The sequence below is a fragment of the Citrobacter sp. Cf087 genome (genome assembly GCF_030334285.1).
Taxonomy (GTDB): Bacteria; Pseudomonadota; Gammaproteobacteria; order Enterobacterales; family Enterobacteriaceae; genus Citrobacter; species Citrobacter freundii.
The window spans coordinates 565,829-581,361 of record NZ_JAOWED010000028.1; the positions used below are offsets into that span (position 1 = coordinate 565,829).

15 protein-coding genes and 1 pseudogene are annotated in these 15,533 nt (G+C 51.4%); 7 read left to right on the top strand and 9 right to left on the bottom strand.

The features are described from left to right. The first annotated feature begins 79 nt into the window (after window positions 1-79). From OGV57_RS11180 to OGV57_RS11195, 4 genes are all read left to right on the top strand, one after another. Window positions 80-673, top strand: coding sequence for a non-oxidative hydroxyarylic acid decarboxylases subunit B (locus tag OGV57_RS11180; RefSeq protein WP_003034196.1), 594 nt, complete (start codon window positions 80-82; stop codon window positions 671-673). Then, the gene (locus tag OGV57_RS11185) at window positions 673-2,100 is read left to right on the top strand and encodes a non-oxidative hydroxyarylic acid decarboxylases subunit C (protein WP_054528733.1); all 1,428 of its coding nucleotides are present in this window, start codon (window positions 673-675) and stop codon (window positions 2,098-2,100) included. Before OGV57_RS11180 ends, OGV57_RS11185 begins: the two co-directional genes overlap by 1 nt. A gap of 10 nt (window positions 2,101-2,110) precedes the next feature. Beyond that, window positions 2,111-2,347, top strand: a complete 237-nt coding sequence (locus OGV57_RS11190; RefSeq protein ID WP_032938336.1) for a non-oxidative hydroxyarylic acid decarboxylases subunit D — start codon at window positions 2,111-2,113, stop codon at window positions 2,345-2,347. Window positions 2,348-2,587: 240 nt separating this feature from the next. Then, a complete protein-coding gene (locus OGV57_RS11195) occupies window positions 2,588-2,740 on the top strand; it encodes a Hok/Gef family protein (protein ID WP_003034202.1) in 153 nt (50 codons plus the stop codon). A gap of 109 nt (window positions 2,741-2,849) precedes the next feature. On the opposite strand, the gene mutS is transcribed toward OGV57_RS11195, so the two are convergent. From mutS to OGV57_RS11210, 3 genes are all read right to left on the bottom strand, one after another. Continuing rightward, the gene (gene mutS / locus OGV57_RS11200; RefSeq protein WP_054528732.1) at window positions 2,850-5,417 is read right to left on the bottom strand and encodes a DNA mismatch repair protein MutS; all 2,568 of its coding nucleotides are present in this window, start codon (window positions 5,415-5,417) and stop codon (window positions 2,850-2,852) included. Between the two features lie 206 nt (window positions 5,418-5,623). Then, window positions 5,624-6,136: a YqeJ family protein gene (locus tag OGV57_RS11205; protein WP_003846560.1), complete on the bottom strand. Its 513-nt coding sequence runs from the start codon at window positions 6,134-6,136 to the stop codon at window positions 5,624-5,626. Beyond that, complete coding sequence (locus OGV57_RS11210) at window positions 6,136-6,921, bottom strand: winged helix-turn-helix domain-containing protein (protein WP_044713385.1); 786 nt, start codon at window positions 6,919-6,921, stop codon at window positions 6,136-6,138. The genes OGV57_RS11205 and OGV57_RS11210 overlap by 1 nt, the downstream gene beginning before the upstream one ends. Window positions 6,922-7,375: 454 nt before the next feature. Here OGV57_RS11210 and OGV57_RS11215 point away from each other — a divergent pair, with 454 nt between their 5' ends. Beyond that, the gene (locus OGV57_RS11215; protein ID WP_054528731.1) at window positions 7,376-7,978 is read left to right on the top strand and encodes a helix-turn-helix domain-containing protein; all 603 of its coding nucleotides are present in this window, start codon (window positions 7,376-7,378) and stop codon (window positions 7,976-7,978) included. A 475-nt stretch (window positions 7,979-8,453) separates the two neighbouring features. Next, window positions 8,454-8,810 (top strand): annotated as a pseudogene (locus OGV57_RS11220) (EAL domain-containing protein); the annotation flags it as partial. An 18-nt stretch (window positions 8,811-8,828) separates the two neighbouring features. Here the strand turns inward: OGV57_RS11220 and sitD are convergent. From sitD to OGV57_RS11240, 4 genes are read right to left on the bottom strand one after another with little or no spacing between them, the layout of a single operon-like run. Next, window positions 8,829-9,680, bottom strand: a complete 852-nt coding sequence (gene sitD / locus OGV57_RS11225; protein WP_054528730.1) for an iron/manganese ABC transporter permease subunit SitD — start codon at window positions 9,678-9,680, stop codon at window positions 8,829-8,831. After that, window positions 9,677-10,534, bottom strand: coding sequence for an iron/manganese ABC transporter permease subunit SitC (gene sitC, locus OGV57_RS11230; RefSeq protein WP_016150894.1), 858 nt, complete (start codon window positions 10,532-10,534; stop codon window positions 9,677-9,679). Before sitC ends, sitD begins: the two co-directional genes overlap by 4 nt. A 2-nt stretch (window positions 10,535-10,536) precedes the next feature. Next, a complete protein-coding gene (gene sitB / locus OGV57_RS11235) occupies window positions 10,537-11,352 on the bottom strand; it encodes an iron/manganese ABC transporter ATP-binding protein SitB (RefSeq protein ID WP_003840297.1) in 816 nt (271 codons plus the stop codon). Beyond that, window positions 11,349-12,266, bottom strand: a complete 918-nt coding sequence (locus tag OGV57_RS11240) for a metal ABC transporter substrate-binding protein (RefSeq protein WP_054528729.1) — start codon at window positions 12,264-12,266, stop codon at window positions 11,349-11,351. The genes sitB and OGV57_RS11240 overlap by 4 nt, the downstream gene beginning before the upstream one ends. A 187-nt stretch (window positions 12,267-12,453) precedes the next feature. Between OGV57_RS11240 and OGV57_RS11245 the strand changes: the two genes are divergently transcribed. Next, window positions 12,454-12,798, top strand: coding sequence for a nitrous oxide-stimulated promoter family protein (locus OGV57_RS11245; protein ID WP_003037424.1), 345 nt, complete (start codon window positions 12,454-12,456; stop codon window positions 12,796-12,798). 120 nt (window positions 12,799-12,918) lie between these two features. Here OGV57_RS11245 and OGV57_RS11250 read toward each other — a convergent pair whose 3' ends face one another. Further along, window positions 12,919-13,347 carry a TOBE domain-containing protein gene (locus tag OGV57_RS11250; protein WP_003037421.1) on the bottom strand — a complete coding sequence of 143 codons (429 nt, stop codon included), beginning with the start codon at window positions 13,345-13,347 and terminating at the stop codon, window positions 12,919-12,921. 44 nt (window positions 13,348-13,391) lie between these two features. Then, entirely contained in the window at window positions 13,392-15,467 is a 2,076-nt protein-coding gene (flhA, locus tag OGV57_RS11255) for a formate hydrogenlyase transcriptional activator FlhA (protein WP_286531116.1), read from the bottom strand. Between the last annotated feature and the right edge of the window lie 66 nt (window positions 15,468-15,533).

A 15,533-nucleotide genomic window follows, 5' to 3' on the forward strand; every position in this document is an offset into this window, starting at 1 on the left:
GTGCGAGGTGCTCTTGTCCGGAATGCATCGAGGGAGTATTTTAATAAAATGTTCGTACACGAACAAAATTGAGGGCTAAATGAGACTGATTGTAGGAATGACCGGGGCGACCGGCGCACCGCTTGGTGTGTCGCTATTGCTGGCGCTGCGGGAAATGCCGGGGGTAGAAACCCATCTGGTGCTGTCAAAGTGGGCCAAAACCACCATTGAACTGGAGACGCCGTACAGCGTCCGTGATGTGTCGGCGTTGGCCGATTATTGCCACAACCCGGCGGACCAGTCGGCGACCATATCCTCAGGATCGTTTCGTACTGACGGCATGATCATTATCCCCTGCAGTATGAAAACGCTGGCCGGTATTCGAGCAGGCTACGCGGAAGGACTGGTGGGGCGCGCTGCTGATGTGGTGCTGAAAGAAGGGCGCAAGCTGGTTCTGGTTCCGCGTGAAATGCCGCTCAGCACTATTCATCTGGAAAACATGCTCGCACTTTCCCGCATGGGCGTGGCGATGGTCCCGCCGATGCCCGCGTTTTACAACCACCCGCAAACGGTCGATGACATCACTCAGCATATCGTTGCGCGTGTGCTCGATCAGTTTGGTCTGGAGCATCCAAACGCCCGTCGCTGGCAGGGTTTACGGCAGGCGCAGAATTTTTCACAGGAGAATGAATAATGGCATTTGATGATTTGCGCAGCTTTTTACAAGCGCTGGACGACCAGGGACAATTGCTGAAAATCAGTGAAGAAGTCAACGCTGAGCCGGATCTGGCTGCGGCGGCTAACGCGACCGGACGTATTGGTGATGGTGCGCCAGCGCTGTGGTTTGACAATATTCGTGGTTTTACCGACGCCCGCGTGGCGATGAATACCATCGGCTCATGGCAGAATCATGCCATTTCATTAGGCCTGCCGTCCAATACGCCGGTGAAAAAACAAATTGATGAGTTTATTCGCCGTTGGGATAAATTTCCGGTTACACCGGAGCGTCGTGCCAACCCGACGTGGGCTGAAAACTGTGTTGATGGTGAGGAGATCAACCTGTTTGATATTCTGCCGCTGTTTCGTCTGAACGATGGTGACGGCGGTTTCTATCTTGATAAAGCCTGCGTGGTGTCGCGCGATCCGTTGGATCCGGACAACTTCGGCAAACAGAACGTCGGCATTTATCGTATGGAAGTGAAGGGCAAACGCAAGCTTGGCCTGCAGCCGGTGCCGATGCATGATATCGCGCTGCATCTGCATAAAGCTGAAGAGCGCGGTGAAGATCTGCCGATTGCCATCACGCTGGGTAACGATCCGATTATTACCCTGATGGGGGCCACGCCGCTAAAGTACGATCAGTCGGAATACGAAATGGCGGGAGCGCTGCGTGAAAGCCCGTACCCGATCGCTACCGCACCGCTCACCGGCTTTGACGTGCCTTGGGGTTCGGAAGTGATCCTCGAAGGGGTCATTGAAAGCCGTAAGCGTGAAATCGAAGGGCCGTTTGGCGAGTTTACCGGGCACTATTCCGGTGGACGTAATATGACGGTCGTACGTATCGATAAAGTCTCTTATCGCACCAAACCGATTTTTGAATCGCTATATCTGGGGATGCCGTGGACGGAGATTGACTACCTGATGGGGCCGGCAACCTGCGTACCGCTGTATCAACAGCTGAAAGCCGAGTTCCCGGAAGTGCAGGCGGTGAATGCCATGTACACCCACGGTTTGCTGGCGATTATCTCCACCAAAAAACGCTACGGCGGCTTTGCCCGCGCGGTGGGGCTGCGCGCAATGACGACGCCGCATGGCCTGGGTTACGTGAAAATGGTGATTATGGTTGATGAGGATGTTGACCCGTTCAACCTGCCGCAGGTGATGTGGGCGCTGTCTTCGAAGGTCAATCCGGCGGGCGATCTGGTGCAACTGCCGAATATGTCGGTGCTGGAGCTTGATCCGGGTTCCAGTCCGGCGGGGATTACCGACAAGTTAATTATTGATGCCACCACGCCGGTCGCGCCGGATAACCGTGGGCACTACAGCCAGCCGGTATGTGATTTACCGGAAACGAAAGCCTGGGCAGAAAAACTGACCGCCATGCTGGCCAACCGTAAATAAGGAGTAGCAGATGATTTGTCCACGTTGTGCCGATGAACATATTGAAGTGATGGCAAACTCGCCGGTAAAAGGTGTCTGGACGGTATATCAGTGCCAGCATTGTCTGTACACCTGGCGTAATACCGAACCGCTACGTCGTACCAGCCGCGAGCACTACCCGGAGGCGTTTCGGATGACGCAAAAAGATATGGATGATGCACCGATGGTGCCGAGTATTCCACCGCTGCTGGCGGAAGATAAGCGCTAATACTGAAGGCCCGGGATTCTGGGTCTTTTTTGCGAGCAGACTCGTAACGTATTGATAAATTGATTTGTTACAGTGGCATCGGGAATAGAATAGCGGCGGGTGCTTGAGGCTTTTTGGGCTTTGAGCATTGGCAAGGTCCCGGAAAGACAAAAGCCCCAGGAGATAGTTCTATCAACCTGAGGCTAGCGTACAAACCTGAACAATTTGGATGTTAGTCTCTTCTTTGCAGGGAGGCAAGACATGCTGACAAAATATGCCCTTGTGGCAATTGTAGTGCTGTGTTTCACGGCGCTGGGATTCACGTTAATGGTGCGAGATTCGTTGTGCGAGTTAAGTATTAAAGAACGTGGTATGGAGTTTAAAGCTGTTCTCGCTTACGAACCGAAGAAGTAGCAACAACGCGGGGGAAACCCCGCGTCTTGATGGTCTGGTTTCGTCCTCTTGCACCCATTCTCGCGTTGCCGTAGGCCCGATAAGCAAAGCGCCATCGGGCATTACAACGTTACACCAGACTTTTCAACCGGTAGATCCACTCCAGCGCCTGGCGAGGCGTTAGTGAATCCGGGTCGAGGTTTTCCAGCGCTTCAACGGCGGGCGAGGTTTCTTCAGGCACTGAAAGCAGCGACATCTGTGTTCCATCGACCTGGGTCGCAGCAACGTTTGGCGCAATGCTTTCCAGTTCGCGCAGTTTTTGCCGCGCGCGTTTAATAACCTCTTTCGGCACGCCAGCCAGGGCTGCTACTGCCAGACCATAGCTCTTGCTCGCCGCACCATCCTGTACGCTGTGCATGAAGGCGATGGTATCGCCGTGCTCTAATGCATCCAGATGCACATTCGCGACGCCTTCCATTTTTTCCGGTAACTGAGTCAGTTCGAAGTAGTGGGTGGCAAACAACGTTAATGCTTTGATTTTATTGGCCAGGTTTTCCGCGCATGCCCATGCCAGCGACAGGCCGTCGTAGGTGGAGGTGCCGCGTCCAATCTCATCCATCAGTACCAGGCTGTTCTCGGTGGCGTTATGCAGAATGTTGGCGGTTTCGGTCATTTCTACCATAAAGGTAGAACGACCGGATGCCAGATCATCCGCCGCGCCCACGCGGGTAAAGATCCGATCGATCGGGCCTATTTCCACTTTCTGCGCCGGAACGTAGCTGCCGATGTAGGCCAACAGCGCAATCAACGCGGTCTGGCGCATATAGGTACTTTTACCCCCCATATTCGGACCGGTGATGATCAGCATCCGTCGCTGAGGCGAGAGGTTAAGCGGGTTGGCGATAAACGGCTCGGTTAGCACCTGTTCAACCACCGGATGACGTCCCTCAGTAATACGAATGCCGGGTTTATCGGTGAAGGTCGGGCAGGTGTAATTCAGGGTATAAGCGCGTTCTGCAAGGTTGACCAGTACGTCCAGCTCCGCCAGCGCGCTGGCGCTCTGTTGCAAATCAGCCAGGTGCGGCAACAGCATGTCGAACAGCTCATCGTACAGCTGTTTTTCCAGCGCCAGTGCTTTGCCTTTTGACGTCAGAACTTTATCTTCGTACTCTTTCAGTTCCGGAATAATGTAGCGTTCAGCGTTTTTCAGCGTCTGGCGACGCACATAGTTAATCGGCGCCAGATGGCTCTGCCCACGACTGATCTGAATGTAGTAGCCATGAACGGCGTTAAACCCAACCTTCAGCGTATCCAGACCGGTGCGCTCGCGCTCACGGATTTCCAGTCTGTCCAGATAGTCAGTTGCGCCATCAGCCAGCGCTCGCCACTCGTCCAGCTCTTCGTTATAGCCCGGGGCGATGACGCCACCGTCGCGAACCAGCACTGGCGGAGCTTCCACAACGGCGCGTTCCAGCAGTTCACGCAGCTCTGCAAACTCACCCATTTTCTCGCGCAGCATCTGCACGGGGGCACTGTCTACACTTTCCAGTTGCGCGCGCAGTTCCGGTAATTGCTGGAAGGCATGACGCATACGGGCCAGATCGCGCGGACGCGCAGTACGCAGGGCCAAACGCGCCAGGATACGTTCCAGATCGCCGACCTGACGCAGCACGGGTTGCAATTCACTGGTGGAATCCTGTAGCGCGCCGATAGTCTGTTGACGCTCGGTAAGGACTTTGGTGTCACGGACCGGCATATGCAGCCAGCGCTTGAGCATACGGCTGCCCATCGGCGTCACGGTGCAGTCGAGTACTGAAGCCAGCGTGTTTTCAACGCCGCCCGCTAGGTTCTGGGTAATTTCCAGATTGCGGCGCGTGGCGGCATCCATAATGATGCTGTCCTGTTGACGTTCCATGGTGATGGAACGAATATGCGGCAGTGAGGTGCGCTGGGTATCTTTTACGTATTGCAGCAGACAGCCAGCAGCACATAATCCGCGCGGGGCGTTTTCCACGCCAAAACCAATCAGATCCCGCGTGCCAAACTGCAAGTTTAGCTGCTGGCGAGCAGTATCGATTTCAAATTCCCATAGTGGACGACGACGTAATCCGCGACGCCCCTCAATCAGTGAGGTTTCAGCGAAATCTTCGGCATACAGCAGTTCAGCGGGATTGGTGCGCTGCAATTCTGCGGCCATGGTCTCGCGGTCGGCCGGTTCGCTGACGCGAAAACGCCCGGAGCTGATATCCAGCGTGGCATAGCCGTAACCTTTACTGTCTTGCCAGATAGCGGCCAGCAGGTTGTCCTGGCGTTCTTGCAACAGCGCTTCATCACTGATGGTGCCAGGCGTGACGATACGCACCACTTTGCGCTCAACCGGACCTTTGCTGGTTGCCGGATCGCCGATTTGCTCACAAATAGCGACAGATTCCCCCTGATTGACCAGCTTGGCGAGGTAGTTTTCTACCGCATGGTGAGGAATACCCGCCATCGGGATAGGCTCGCCTGCTGATGCGCCGCGTTTGGTCAGGGAGATATCAAGCAGCTGAGACGCGCGTTTCGCATCGTCATAAAACAGTTCGTAAAAGTCGCCCATGCGGTAAAACAACAGTATCTCCGGATGCTGGGCTTTCAGCTTGAGATACTGCTGCATCATTGGGGTGTGGTTCGTGAAGTCCGTATCAAGTGACTCTTTCATATCGCTTTTGCTCTTTTTTTAATCTTTTGGGGTACCTGGGCAGTCTCACGTGAGCCCCTGGAAACTCACATAAACCCACAAATTTGTCATTCGAAAGCCGCCTGAAGGGCAGTAACGACGAGCGTTGGCTCGGCCTGAATGGTCTATCTTATCACCGACAACGGCTGAGATTCATCCGTAGGTTTTGCCGCCAGAACGCTTATTGATTATTCATTTTCCGGCAAAGCATAATTCTGGCAATACAGATAGGGGATCCCCTCTTTGGTAATCAGGTATGTCTCGCTGTTCAGCGCAAAAAAATCGACGTTGGATACGCTGGTGTTGGTCAGGAAAAAGTCGGGGAGGAGTTCCTGAATAAGGCTGGCGGGAGCCGTTTCGCGATTGGAAATTTGGATTTTCTGTGAAATCCAAACCGGGCTTGAGCCGTAGCTGGATTGTGTAAAAAGTACCATGCGTTGCACGGTCTGCTCATTATTTTCGGCATCTTTGATAATACCATCAATATTAACAATACCTTTACTGCCCCCGGTTTTGATATCAATAATCCCTCGGAACGAGCTTGTATTGCGTACAATTTCGATGGCAGAACGGCAGGTAAGATCTTGTAACTCGCCATTGTTCTTACTGTACCGATAAATGACAGTAAGAATTAGCGTAGCAAAACAAAGCAGCAGGATAATACCTGTCTGGATGCGGGAGGTTCGGGGATATAAATTCATTAGCTATCATACCGTGGGTAATATACCGGCTGACAGGCGTTTTCCTGCCTGGCTTTTATCGGTGAGCGACACACCAGCGCGGACAGTTTCTTAGACTCAGGATAGGTTGTGATATAAATAAATTTATGGCTCTGACACAATCCTGGGTTTTTGTCGATAAACGCGGTATGCCGGGAAAAGTTACTGGCATCACTATTGAAATAATACTGACAGTCTGTTGGTGTTTTGCTCGCGGCGATATAGCCGGAGAAATAATCATCGCTGGCTTGCCACGGATATAGTATAAGCACACAAATTATCAGGGTAAGTGCCAACATTATCGTTTCTGCTGTCGCTATCAAAGGTTGACGCGGCGTGTCAGCCAAAAGTTCCTCAATGGTGGCATCTGGCGCTAAGGATTCTTCAGCAGAAGCAGAGTTATTCTCCGGTGTATCAATGACCTGAATATCAAACTCTTCTTGAATGATCAGCCCTTTGCGGGGAATCGTTGTGATCAGCGGTTGTTGAAGCTCCAGCTGCAGCAAGCTTTTACGCAACGAGAGAATACTTTGATAAAAGGCGTTGAAACTTACCTGGCGGTGATTTTTACCCCAACCGAATTCCAGCAATTCGTTTTGAGAAACCACTTGCCCGCGATGTTGAATAAGTAATAAAAGACATAACGACGCTGAGTGTTTGAGTTTTATCCGCTGATTGGGGTGATCTACCCGCGCCAGACATTGTGCGGCTGGCGTAAATATTATTCTATTTTCAATCAGATAACTGACATTGCCAGTCTCAGACATATTGTCTCTACTCTTGATGATGCGTCAGATGGTTGGTTAGTCATGATACCACTGAGCCTATAAAGACCACCAGCATGGACCTAATCCCACAGCGAGAACTGAGAAGTGTTGCAATTTAGTATCATGATATAACAAGAATGATAACTTTTTAATGAAAATAAAATTCATTGAAATCAATTGATTGTATCTTTTTTGCCACTATAAAAAGAACAGAAAGATGAAAAAATGTCGACAAAGATGATTGCCATTAATTCTTTATGGACAGCGCCATATACTGCCTGACACCACCACGCGAAAACAGCATGAACCTTAACGCGTCAACGCACCAGGGAATGCCGGTGGTAGATGTAGATGGGAATAAATGTCAGCTTGTTTGCGAGCTGACATTTATTTTTAGTGCTGAGTAAATTGAACCATCTTTTTGACAAAGCCATAATTTGCGGTAGAGAGTCACATGTTCCAGAAAGAAATTGAAAATGCTGTAGTGCTCGTTGGCGATGAAATGAAGAAGTCGGATAATGCCTGGCTGTCGTTACGTAAAAAACGTCAGCGTATTGATTTGAAGACCGATGGACATATCTTGTTTCTGGAGAAAGGGACTGTCTCTGTTTATCGTGTGGAAAACGATTTAGTCACGGTGAGTATTTCTGCACCTGCCATTCTCGGCCTGCCACAAATGCGTACGGAAGTGGCCGGCCACTATTTACGTTGTGATACTGATTGTGAAATGTGGGCGATGAGCGTACAAAATGCCGATCTCCTGTTTACAGCCAAAAACTTATGGAAGCAGGCGTTTGATATCTTAACGCATCATCTTCAACGTTATTTCCAGCGTGAGGCGTTGCAGTCGCACCGCACTATACGTGAGCAGATTATTGAACACGTAAAATATATCTGGGCGATGGATCCTGGGGTACGTGATAAAACGTCCGTGTATACATTTATTCTCGCTCGAAATCATATCTCACGCAGTGCTATCCATAAAGTACTGCAGGAGTTAGCAAATGACGGAAAAATAATTATGAATCGAGGAAAACTCTCTTTGTTTATCTATTAAAGTTAACATTGATATCGTCTGAAGTGTTTATTGCACTCTATACTAAATTTCCATTTTTATCTATAAATTAGTATTTATTAATTTGATATTCCTTCCAATAATAACAAAAGTTATATCACCAATGATCAACGGCAGGCCGGAAAGTCCCGAGTCACAGCATAGCCGATGGTTTGGCAACCCTACTGCCGATACAACGGATGTTCGCGCTGCACTACAGCACACGTTGGATCACAACACCTTTGTCCTGCTGGCCTAGCCTATCGTCAGTACTCGTGGTGAAGAGCCTTATCATGCGCTACCATCCGCTGAGTTGTTTTTCCATTAACCTGGCGCCAGTGACGTTATGCTGTTCAGGTTTGGTTGCAAGATCGCGGAGTTGTTGCGGGAATATATGGTGATACCGCAACGGATTATTTTTGAGATAACCGAGGCTGATACCCTGTCAGATAAAGAGTAAACGGTAGAAGCGCTACGCTCACTACGTCAGTTGGGATGCCGGATCGCGATAGATGACTTTGGGGCTGGGTTTGCAAGCTATGAACGTCTGATGAGCATTGAAGCAGATATTTTGAAGATCGATGGGTCTTTCGTTCGTGGGATTACAAAATGTAAGATTAGTCACTATATCATCGAATCTTTCTGCCAGGTTGCGGCAATGAAAGATATGCAGGTTGTCGCCGAATTTGTTGAAAATGCTGAAATCCAGATGTGCCTGGAGCAGATGAATATCGGGTGGTTACAGGGATACCATATTGGCAAGCCAAAACCTTTGCTCACGTTAGAGCAATCTAGCCTCCTGCGGAGGCTATGTAATATCAAAATCATTAGCTGACATATTATGAAGCATTATTTATACATCATGCACCTGAAGTTGATTCTCTAAACGCCGATCGCGCAGGGTTGCATAAATAAAAGTAATCACAAACAGCAGGGAAAATAATACGACGATGGTGGGAGCCGGTGCGCTGTCGATGAAAAATGACAGATACACCCCCATAAATGAGGTAATGACCGACATCACCACCGCCAGCCACAAGGCGTGAGAAAATTTTCGCGTCATTAAGATCGCGATGGCGCCGGGAGCAATCAGTAAAGAAATCGACAAAATAATCCCGACAGATTTTAGCGTGGCGACAATCGTCAGGGCGATCATGCACAACAGGCCGTAGTGCAGTAAGGGGGTGTTAAGCCCACTGGCCTTTGCCTGATGCGGATCGAACGCATGCAGTAGCAGATCTTTCCACTTAAGCCCAATAATAAGCGCGATCCCCAAAGCGATCGCCATTGTTTGCATGATATCGGTCAGTGATATACCGAGCATATCGCCGAACAGAATATGATCGAGATGCACTTCCGACTGAATGGAAACATACAGCACCAGTCCCGCACCGAACATCCCGGAGAAAACAATGCCCATGATGGTGTCGCGCTTAATGCGGCTGTTATCGTCGAGGTATCCGGTTGCTATCGCGCAGAACAATCCAGCGACAAATGCGCCAATTGCCAGCGGGATACCCGCAATCCACGCCAGTACAATTCCCGGGAAAACCGCGTGGCTCATGGCATCGCCCATCAGCGCCCAGCCTTTGAGAACTAAAAATACCGACAGCAGCGCGCAGGGCACGGCGACAATGGTGGAGATAACCAGCGCATTGACCATAAAGCTAAACTGAAAGGGTTCTAATAGCGTTGTTAAGATCATACTGACTCCTTGTTCACCAGTCGGGCGCGTCGGCGATTCGCCAGCAGACCATGTTTTGGTGCGAAGACAAATGCCAGCAGGAACAGCAATGTTTGCAGAACGACGATAATTCCGCCGGTTGCGCCGTCCAGCCAGTAGCTCAGCCAGGCGCCGAAAAAGCTGGTCAGGCTGCCGATAGCTACGGCGATGGTGAGCAGGCGTGGAAAACGATCGGTCAGCAGCCAGGCCGTCGCTCCGGGCGTAACCACCAGGCAAATCACCAGAAATGCACCGACGGTTTGCAGTGCGGCGACTGTGGAAACGGAGAGCAGCGTAAAAAACAGCAGTTTTAAACGCCCCGGATTCAAACCGATAGAGCGCGCGTGGTTTTCATCAAAAAAGACCACCATCAGATCTTTCCACTTCAAAAACAGGATAGTCAGCGAGATAACCCCGATGATGGCCAGTTGCAGAATATCTTCCGGCGCAATTGCCAGGATATTACCGAGAATAATGGTCTGGATGTTCACCGACATCGGATTGAGCGACACCATAAACAGCCCGATACCGAAGAAAGACGAAAAAATCAGCCCGATAATCGCATCTTCCTTCAGGCGTGAACGTTGATTGAGAAACAGCATACTGCCCGCAGCCAGGCCGCCGGAAAGGAATGCGCCAAGCGCGAAGGGAAGCCCTAACATATAAGCGCCTGCCACGCCCGGAACAATAGAGTGCGACAGCGCATCGCCGATCAGCGACCAGCCTTTGAGCATCAAATAGCAGGAGAGAAACGCGCACAGGCCGCCGACCATCGCCGAGACCCACATGGCGTTGAGCATATACTGGTAACCAAACGGCTCTGTCAGCCAGTTCATGATTATTCCCCCTCGCTTGCCGCACGCCGCGAAATAAACGGGCGTTCATCGTCGGTAATCACGTGTTGTTCGCCGCCGCTCAGCGCAACGTGACGCAATACGCCGCTGAATGCCAGCTCGAGATTCTCGGGGGTAAAGGTGGTATCGGTTGGTCCACTTGCCAGCACCGTGCCCTTAATCATCACCGTGTAATCACAAAACTCGGTGACGGATCCCAGATTATGGGTAGAGACCAGCATGGTTCGACCTTCATCACGCAGTTCACGCAGCAGGTCGATGATCCGGGCCTCGGTTTTTACATCCACGCCGGTGAAGGGTTCATCCAGTAAAATAACCTGTCCGTCCTGTGCGATTGCCCTTGCCAGAAAAACACGCTTTTTCTGCCCACCGGACAGTTCACCTATCTGACGATGGCGATAGTCCAGCATATCAACCCGCGCCAGCGCCGCATCCACGCAGGCGTGGTCGATCTGTTTTGGTCGACGCAGCCAGCCCATATGGCCAAAGCGTCCCATCATCACCACATCTTCCACCAGTACCGGAAACGACCAGTCCACCTCTTCTGACTGAGGGACATAGGCGATCAGATTCTGTTTGAGCGCCTTATTTACCGGCTGTTGCAGAATTGAGATTTCCCCTTGCGCCAGGCGGACAAAACCCATCAGCGCTTTAAAAAGCGTTGATTTTCCCGACCCGTTGACGCCGACCAGAGCGGCAATTGAGCCGCCCGGAACCTGAAAAGTGGCGTCCCGCAATGCGGTATGACCGTTGCGATACGTCACCGTAACCTGATTTACGGTAATCGCAGAGTGACTCATGGTTGGCTCTCCAGACCCTTGTTGATGCCGTTAACAATGGTTTGCGTGGTGACGCGCAGTAAATCCAGATAGGTCGGTACCGGACCATCGGCAGCGCTGAGCGAATCGACATACAGCACGCCGCCGTAATACGCACCAGACTCACGGGCAACCTGACGCGCTGGTTTGTCGGACACGGTGCTTTCGCTAAATACCGTTGGGATATGATGCTCTCTGATCGCATCGATTACCTTGCGTACCTGCTTCGGCGTACCTTGCTGATCGGCATTGATCGGCCACAGATACAGCTCTTTCAGGCCGTTATCACGTGCCATGTAGGAGAATGCGCCTTCACTGGTGACCAGCCAGCGTTTATCAGCAGGGAGCTTTGCCAGTTCTGTATGCAGTGGCGCCAGGGTCTGCTGGATTTTCGCTTTATAATTCTGTGCATTTTTCTGGTAGGTCGCGGCATTGTCCGGATCGTATTTCATCAGCGCATCGCGAATGTTATCCACGTAGATAAGTGCGTTCTCCGCTGACATCCAGGCATGCGGGTTTGGTTTACCGTTGTACGGTCCTTCGCTGATGCCCATTGGCTGGACGCCGTTTGAGACCATCACTTCTGGTACGCCGGACAAATTTTGGTAGAAGCGGGCAAACCATAGCTCGAGGTTAAGACCGTTGGAGAGAATAAGCTGTGCGCCTTGCGCTCGTTTAATATCACCTGGGGTTGGTTGATATTCGTGAATTTCTGCGCCAGGTTTGGTGATGGAACTAACGTCCGCCGCGTCACCTGCTACATTGCTTGCCATATCGGCAATCACCGTAAAGGTGGTTACCACTTTGAATTTTTCTTTTGCCCAGGCGGGTGACAGCGTCAGCGCTGTTAACGCGCTGGCAAGGAGAAATGACTTGAGATGGGGCAGATGCGGCATAGTATCCCTCACAACAAAGTGGTTAATTTATCATCGAATATAGCCTTTGCTATGTTATATAGCACATGGCATAAATAAATGAAAATAATTCTTATTTGCGTAGGGTGCTAAGGAATAGATGACCTCCAGCAATAGTCCTGTGCTTAGTTAAGGTGTATTATTTATGCAACTTAATTATGGAGGCATCATGTCCGGCAAACGTATTGCACGTGAAAAAATGACGATCCAGAGAATGATCTCACTCTACGAGCGCCAGTGTCCGCAGGCTTCAGACGAGCCGGGGCATTACGATGCGTTGTTTGCCTATGCGCAAAAGCGCCTCGATAAGTGCGTCTTTGGTGAGGAAAAACCGGCCTGTAAGCAGTGTCCGGTGCACTGCTATCAATCTGCCAAACGCGAAGAGATGAAGCAAATTATGCGTTGGGCTGGGCCAAGAATGCTCTGGCGTCATCCGATTCTGACCGTGCGTCATCTGATTGATGACAAACGCCCTGTCCCGGAATTGCCAGAGAAATACCAGCGGAAAAAATAGCGTCTTTGTGGCCGGATGGTGGCGATGCCTTATCCGGCCTACAAGGTAAACGGAACCGTTGTGTAAATCCGATAAGCGTAGCGCCATCGGGTAATCTGGCCATGCGGTGATGAATGGCGATTACGCTTTGGTGGCAATCAGAATGGCCGAGGCTTTGATCAGCGCGATGACCCGGCTTCCCTGACTCAGTTTCATCTCTTGCTGACTTTCGTTCGTCACGACCGCGACAATGTCAAAACCGGCATCAGTTTTGATGTGTACGGTGGCGTTAACGGCGCCTTCGGTTACCTGTGAAACGCTACCGGCAAATTGGTTACGGGCAGAGAATTTCAGGCCACAGTCTTCAGTCGCCAGCGTCACCCACGGCGCTTTGATCAGCGCAATGGCTTCTTTTCCTTTCGCCAGACCCAGTGCCTGCTGACTACTATGGGTCACAATCGCGACCAGTTTTGCGCCGCCAGCCAGCGTCAGTTCAACTTCATCATTCACTGCGCCTGTAGCGACTGCGCTCACTGTACCGGTTAATTGATTACGTGCTGATACCGCCATACTGCCTCCTTTCGTTGAGATATCACCCAGTATAGCCACACTGGCTAAACCAGTGCATCCTTATCAATACCCAATCGCTTCATGCGTGAGAGTAACGTTGTACGTTTCAGCCCCAGCCGTTGTGCCGCGCCTTTGGGACCGGCAACCACACCGTTGGTTTCTTTCAATACGCGCATAATCAACTGGTATTCATCTTCGCCGTCCTGTGCGACTTCGGTTGCCACCGGAGGCGTAGACGGCATCAAAGGGGCAATATCCGGAAGGGACAGCTGCAGCACGTTGCCTCGGGTAAGCAGAACCGCGCGCTCCACCACATTTTCCAGTTCGCGCACGTTGCCCGGCCACTCCATGCTGCTCAGCGTACGCAGCGCCTCGGCGGGAATGCTGTCGATATTGCGTCCCATCCGACGAGCAATTTTAAAGGTGAAAGCTTTCACCAGCAGCGGAATATCTTCCGGGCGCTCACGCAGCGGCGGCAGATGGATCGGGAAGACGTTCAGTCGATAGTAGAGATCGTTACGAAACTCGCGATCGGCTACCATCTTTTTCAGATCGCGGTTAGTGGCGGCGATCAAGCGCACGTCGGTCTGGATCAGTTTATTGCTGCCCAGACGTTCAAACTCCTGCTCCTGCAAAACGCGCAGCAGCTTAGGCTGTAGCTCCAGTGGCATGTCGCCCACTTCGTCGAGGAACAGCGAGCTTTTATCGGCCAGTTCGAAACGACCAATCCGCTGCGTGCTGGCACCGGTAAACGCGCCACGCTCATGACCAAACAGATCGCTTTCCAGTAATCCGGCAGGCATTGCCGCGCAGTTCATCTTCACCATCCGACGGGCGTTACGTCCGCTCAGGTTGTGAATGGCCCGTGCGATCAGCTCTTTACCCGTTCCGGTCTCACCCAGAATCAGGACGGTGCTGTCGCTTTGCGCCACCATTTCGACCTGCTTGAGTACGCTGTACATCGCTTCGCTGCGGCCAATGATTTCGCCGAACTCACTCTCTACATTGTTGAGTTGTTCAGTCAGCGCCAGGTTTTCATCTACCAGACGTTCTTTCAGGCGGTGAATCTCCTGATACGCAAGCGCGTTATCCACGGCAATTGCCACACGCTCGGCAATTTGGCGCAATAGCTTGAGGTTAGCGGTAGTGAAAACTTTCTCTTCGCACTGTGCCAGCTTGAGTACGCCGAGCATAGTATTGCCGGACATCAGCGGTAACAGACACAGGGTTTGTAGCTGGTTGCCCCAGGTTTCGAACAGCATCCGTTCGTAAGGAGCGAGCGTATCGCGTTCGCTCAGATTAATCAGCAGCATCTCTTTGCTTTTGAACACGCGTTCGGAAAGCGTACCTGCTTCATCCACTTCACTTTGTTCGTGCGCTGGATGATGTTCATCCAGATAGTGGGTGGAATAAATGCTGAGCTTGTTTTTACGATCGCTGCGTAACACGATGCTGATGGCATCAATGTCGAAGTAGTGATGGATCTCTTTGGCGACTTCGCTGACCAGTTCGTCAATGTCCAGGCGGGAGAGTACCGCATTGGTGATGGCGACCAGGATGCGAAAGTTATCACGCTCGCGGCACAACAGATCGTAATCGACGTTGTTGCTGACCCTGCTTTGAATTTGTTCAGCAACGACGCCGACTATTTGGGTGAAGGTCTGTAGACGGTTATATTCTTTTTCACTCCATGGACGATCTTCATTACGGATGAACTCGCAACCGCCAAAGATACGCCCATCCGCCGCCAGCGGCAGCAGGCAGTAGTGGCCAAATTCAGAATACAGTCCACCTGAAGCCAACTGTGGCCAGGTTTCCGTAAACTCGTGATAGTTGCAGTGCAGCGCATCGGGGCGAGACAAAATACGGCGTACCGGACCATGGGCCAGTACCGTTTCTTCATAATCGATGGGTTTACCATTTTCACGCGTCGCAAAATAACGCGCACGCTGCGTTTGTGCCTGCCATAAGACAATAGCCGCACAGTCGGCCAGCGCTGAACGCTTGACCAGCTGCGAAAGCGCCTCGCTGAGAGACGGGAGATCGGGCTGCTGTAATAATGTACGAGTAATATCGAACAGGCCTTGCTGTCCGAGGTCACTCATCGGTGTATACGACATATTGCTTTTCCAGGAAAAGCACCGCAGAACGGTGCGAAAACGGTAAATGAATTATAGGTATAAGTC

Excerpts from the sequence above, each read along its gene's own strand:
- OGV57_RS11205 (WP_003846560.1), bottom strand. The coding sequence starts at position 6,136 with ATGAATTTATATCCCCGAACCTCCCGCATCCAGACAGGTATTATCCTG.
- sitC (WP_016150894.1), bottom strand. The coding sequence starts at position 10,534 with ATGAACTGGCTGACAGAGCCGTTTGGTTACCAGTATATGCTCAACGCC.
- OGV57_RS11210 (WP_044713385.1), bottom strand. The coding sequence starts at position 6,921 with ATGTCTGAGACTGGCAATGTCAGTTATCTGATTGAAAATAGAATAATA.
- OGV57_RS11250 (WP_003037421.1), bottom strand. The coding sequence starts at position 13,347 with ATGGCGGTATCAGCACGTAATCAATTAACCGGTACAGTGAGCGCAGTC.
- OGV57_RS11180 (WP_003034196.1), top strand. The coding sequence starts at position 80 with ATGAGACTGATTGTAGGAATGACCGGGGCGACCGGCGCACCGCTTGGT.
- OGV57_RS11245 (WP_003037424.1), top strand. The coding sequence starts at position 12,454 with ATGTCCGGCAAACGTATTGCACGTGAAAAAATGACGATCCAGAGAATG.
- mutS (WP_054528732.1), bottom strand. The coding sequence starts at position 5,417 with ATGAAAGAGTCACTTGATACGGACTTCACGAACCACACCCCAATGATG.
- OGV57_RS11190 (WP_032938336.1), top strand. The coding sequence starts at position 2,111 with ATGATTTGTCCACGTTGTGCCGATGAACATATTGAAGTGATGGCAAAC.
- OGV57_RS11215 (WP_054528731.1), top strand. The coding sequence starts at position 7,376 with ATGTTCCAGAAAGAAATTGAAAATGCTGTAGTGCTCGTTGGCGATGAA.
- OGV57_RS11185 (WP_054528733.1), top strand. The coding sequence starts at position 673 with ATGGCATTTGATGATTTGCGCAGCTTTTTACAAGCGCTGGACGACCAG.
- flhA (WP_286531116.1), bottom strand. The coding sequence starts at position 15,467 with ATGTCGTATACACCGATGAGTGACCTCGGACAGCAAGGCCTGTTCGAT.
- OGV57_RS11240 (WP_054528729.1), bottom strand. The coding sequence starts at position 12,266 with ATGCCGCATCTGCCCCATCTCAAGTCATTTCTCCTTGCCAGCGCGTTA.
- sitD (WP_054528730.1), bottom strand. The coding sequence starts at position 9,680 with ATGATCTTAACAACGCTATTAGAACCCTTTCAGTTTAGCTTTATGGTC.
- sitB (WP_003840297.1), bottom strand. The coding sequence starts at position 11,352 with ATGAGTCACTCTGCGATTACCGTAAATCAGGTTACGGTGACGTATCGC.
- OGV57_RS11195 (WP_003034202.1), top strand. The coding sequence starts at position 2,588 with ATGCTGACAAAATATGCCCTTGTGGCAATTGTAGTGCTGTGTTTCACG.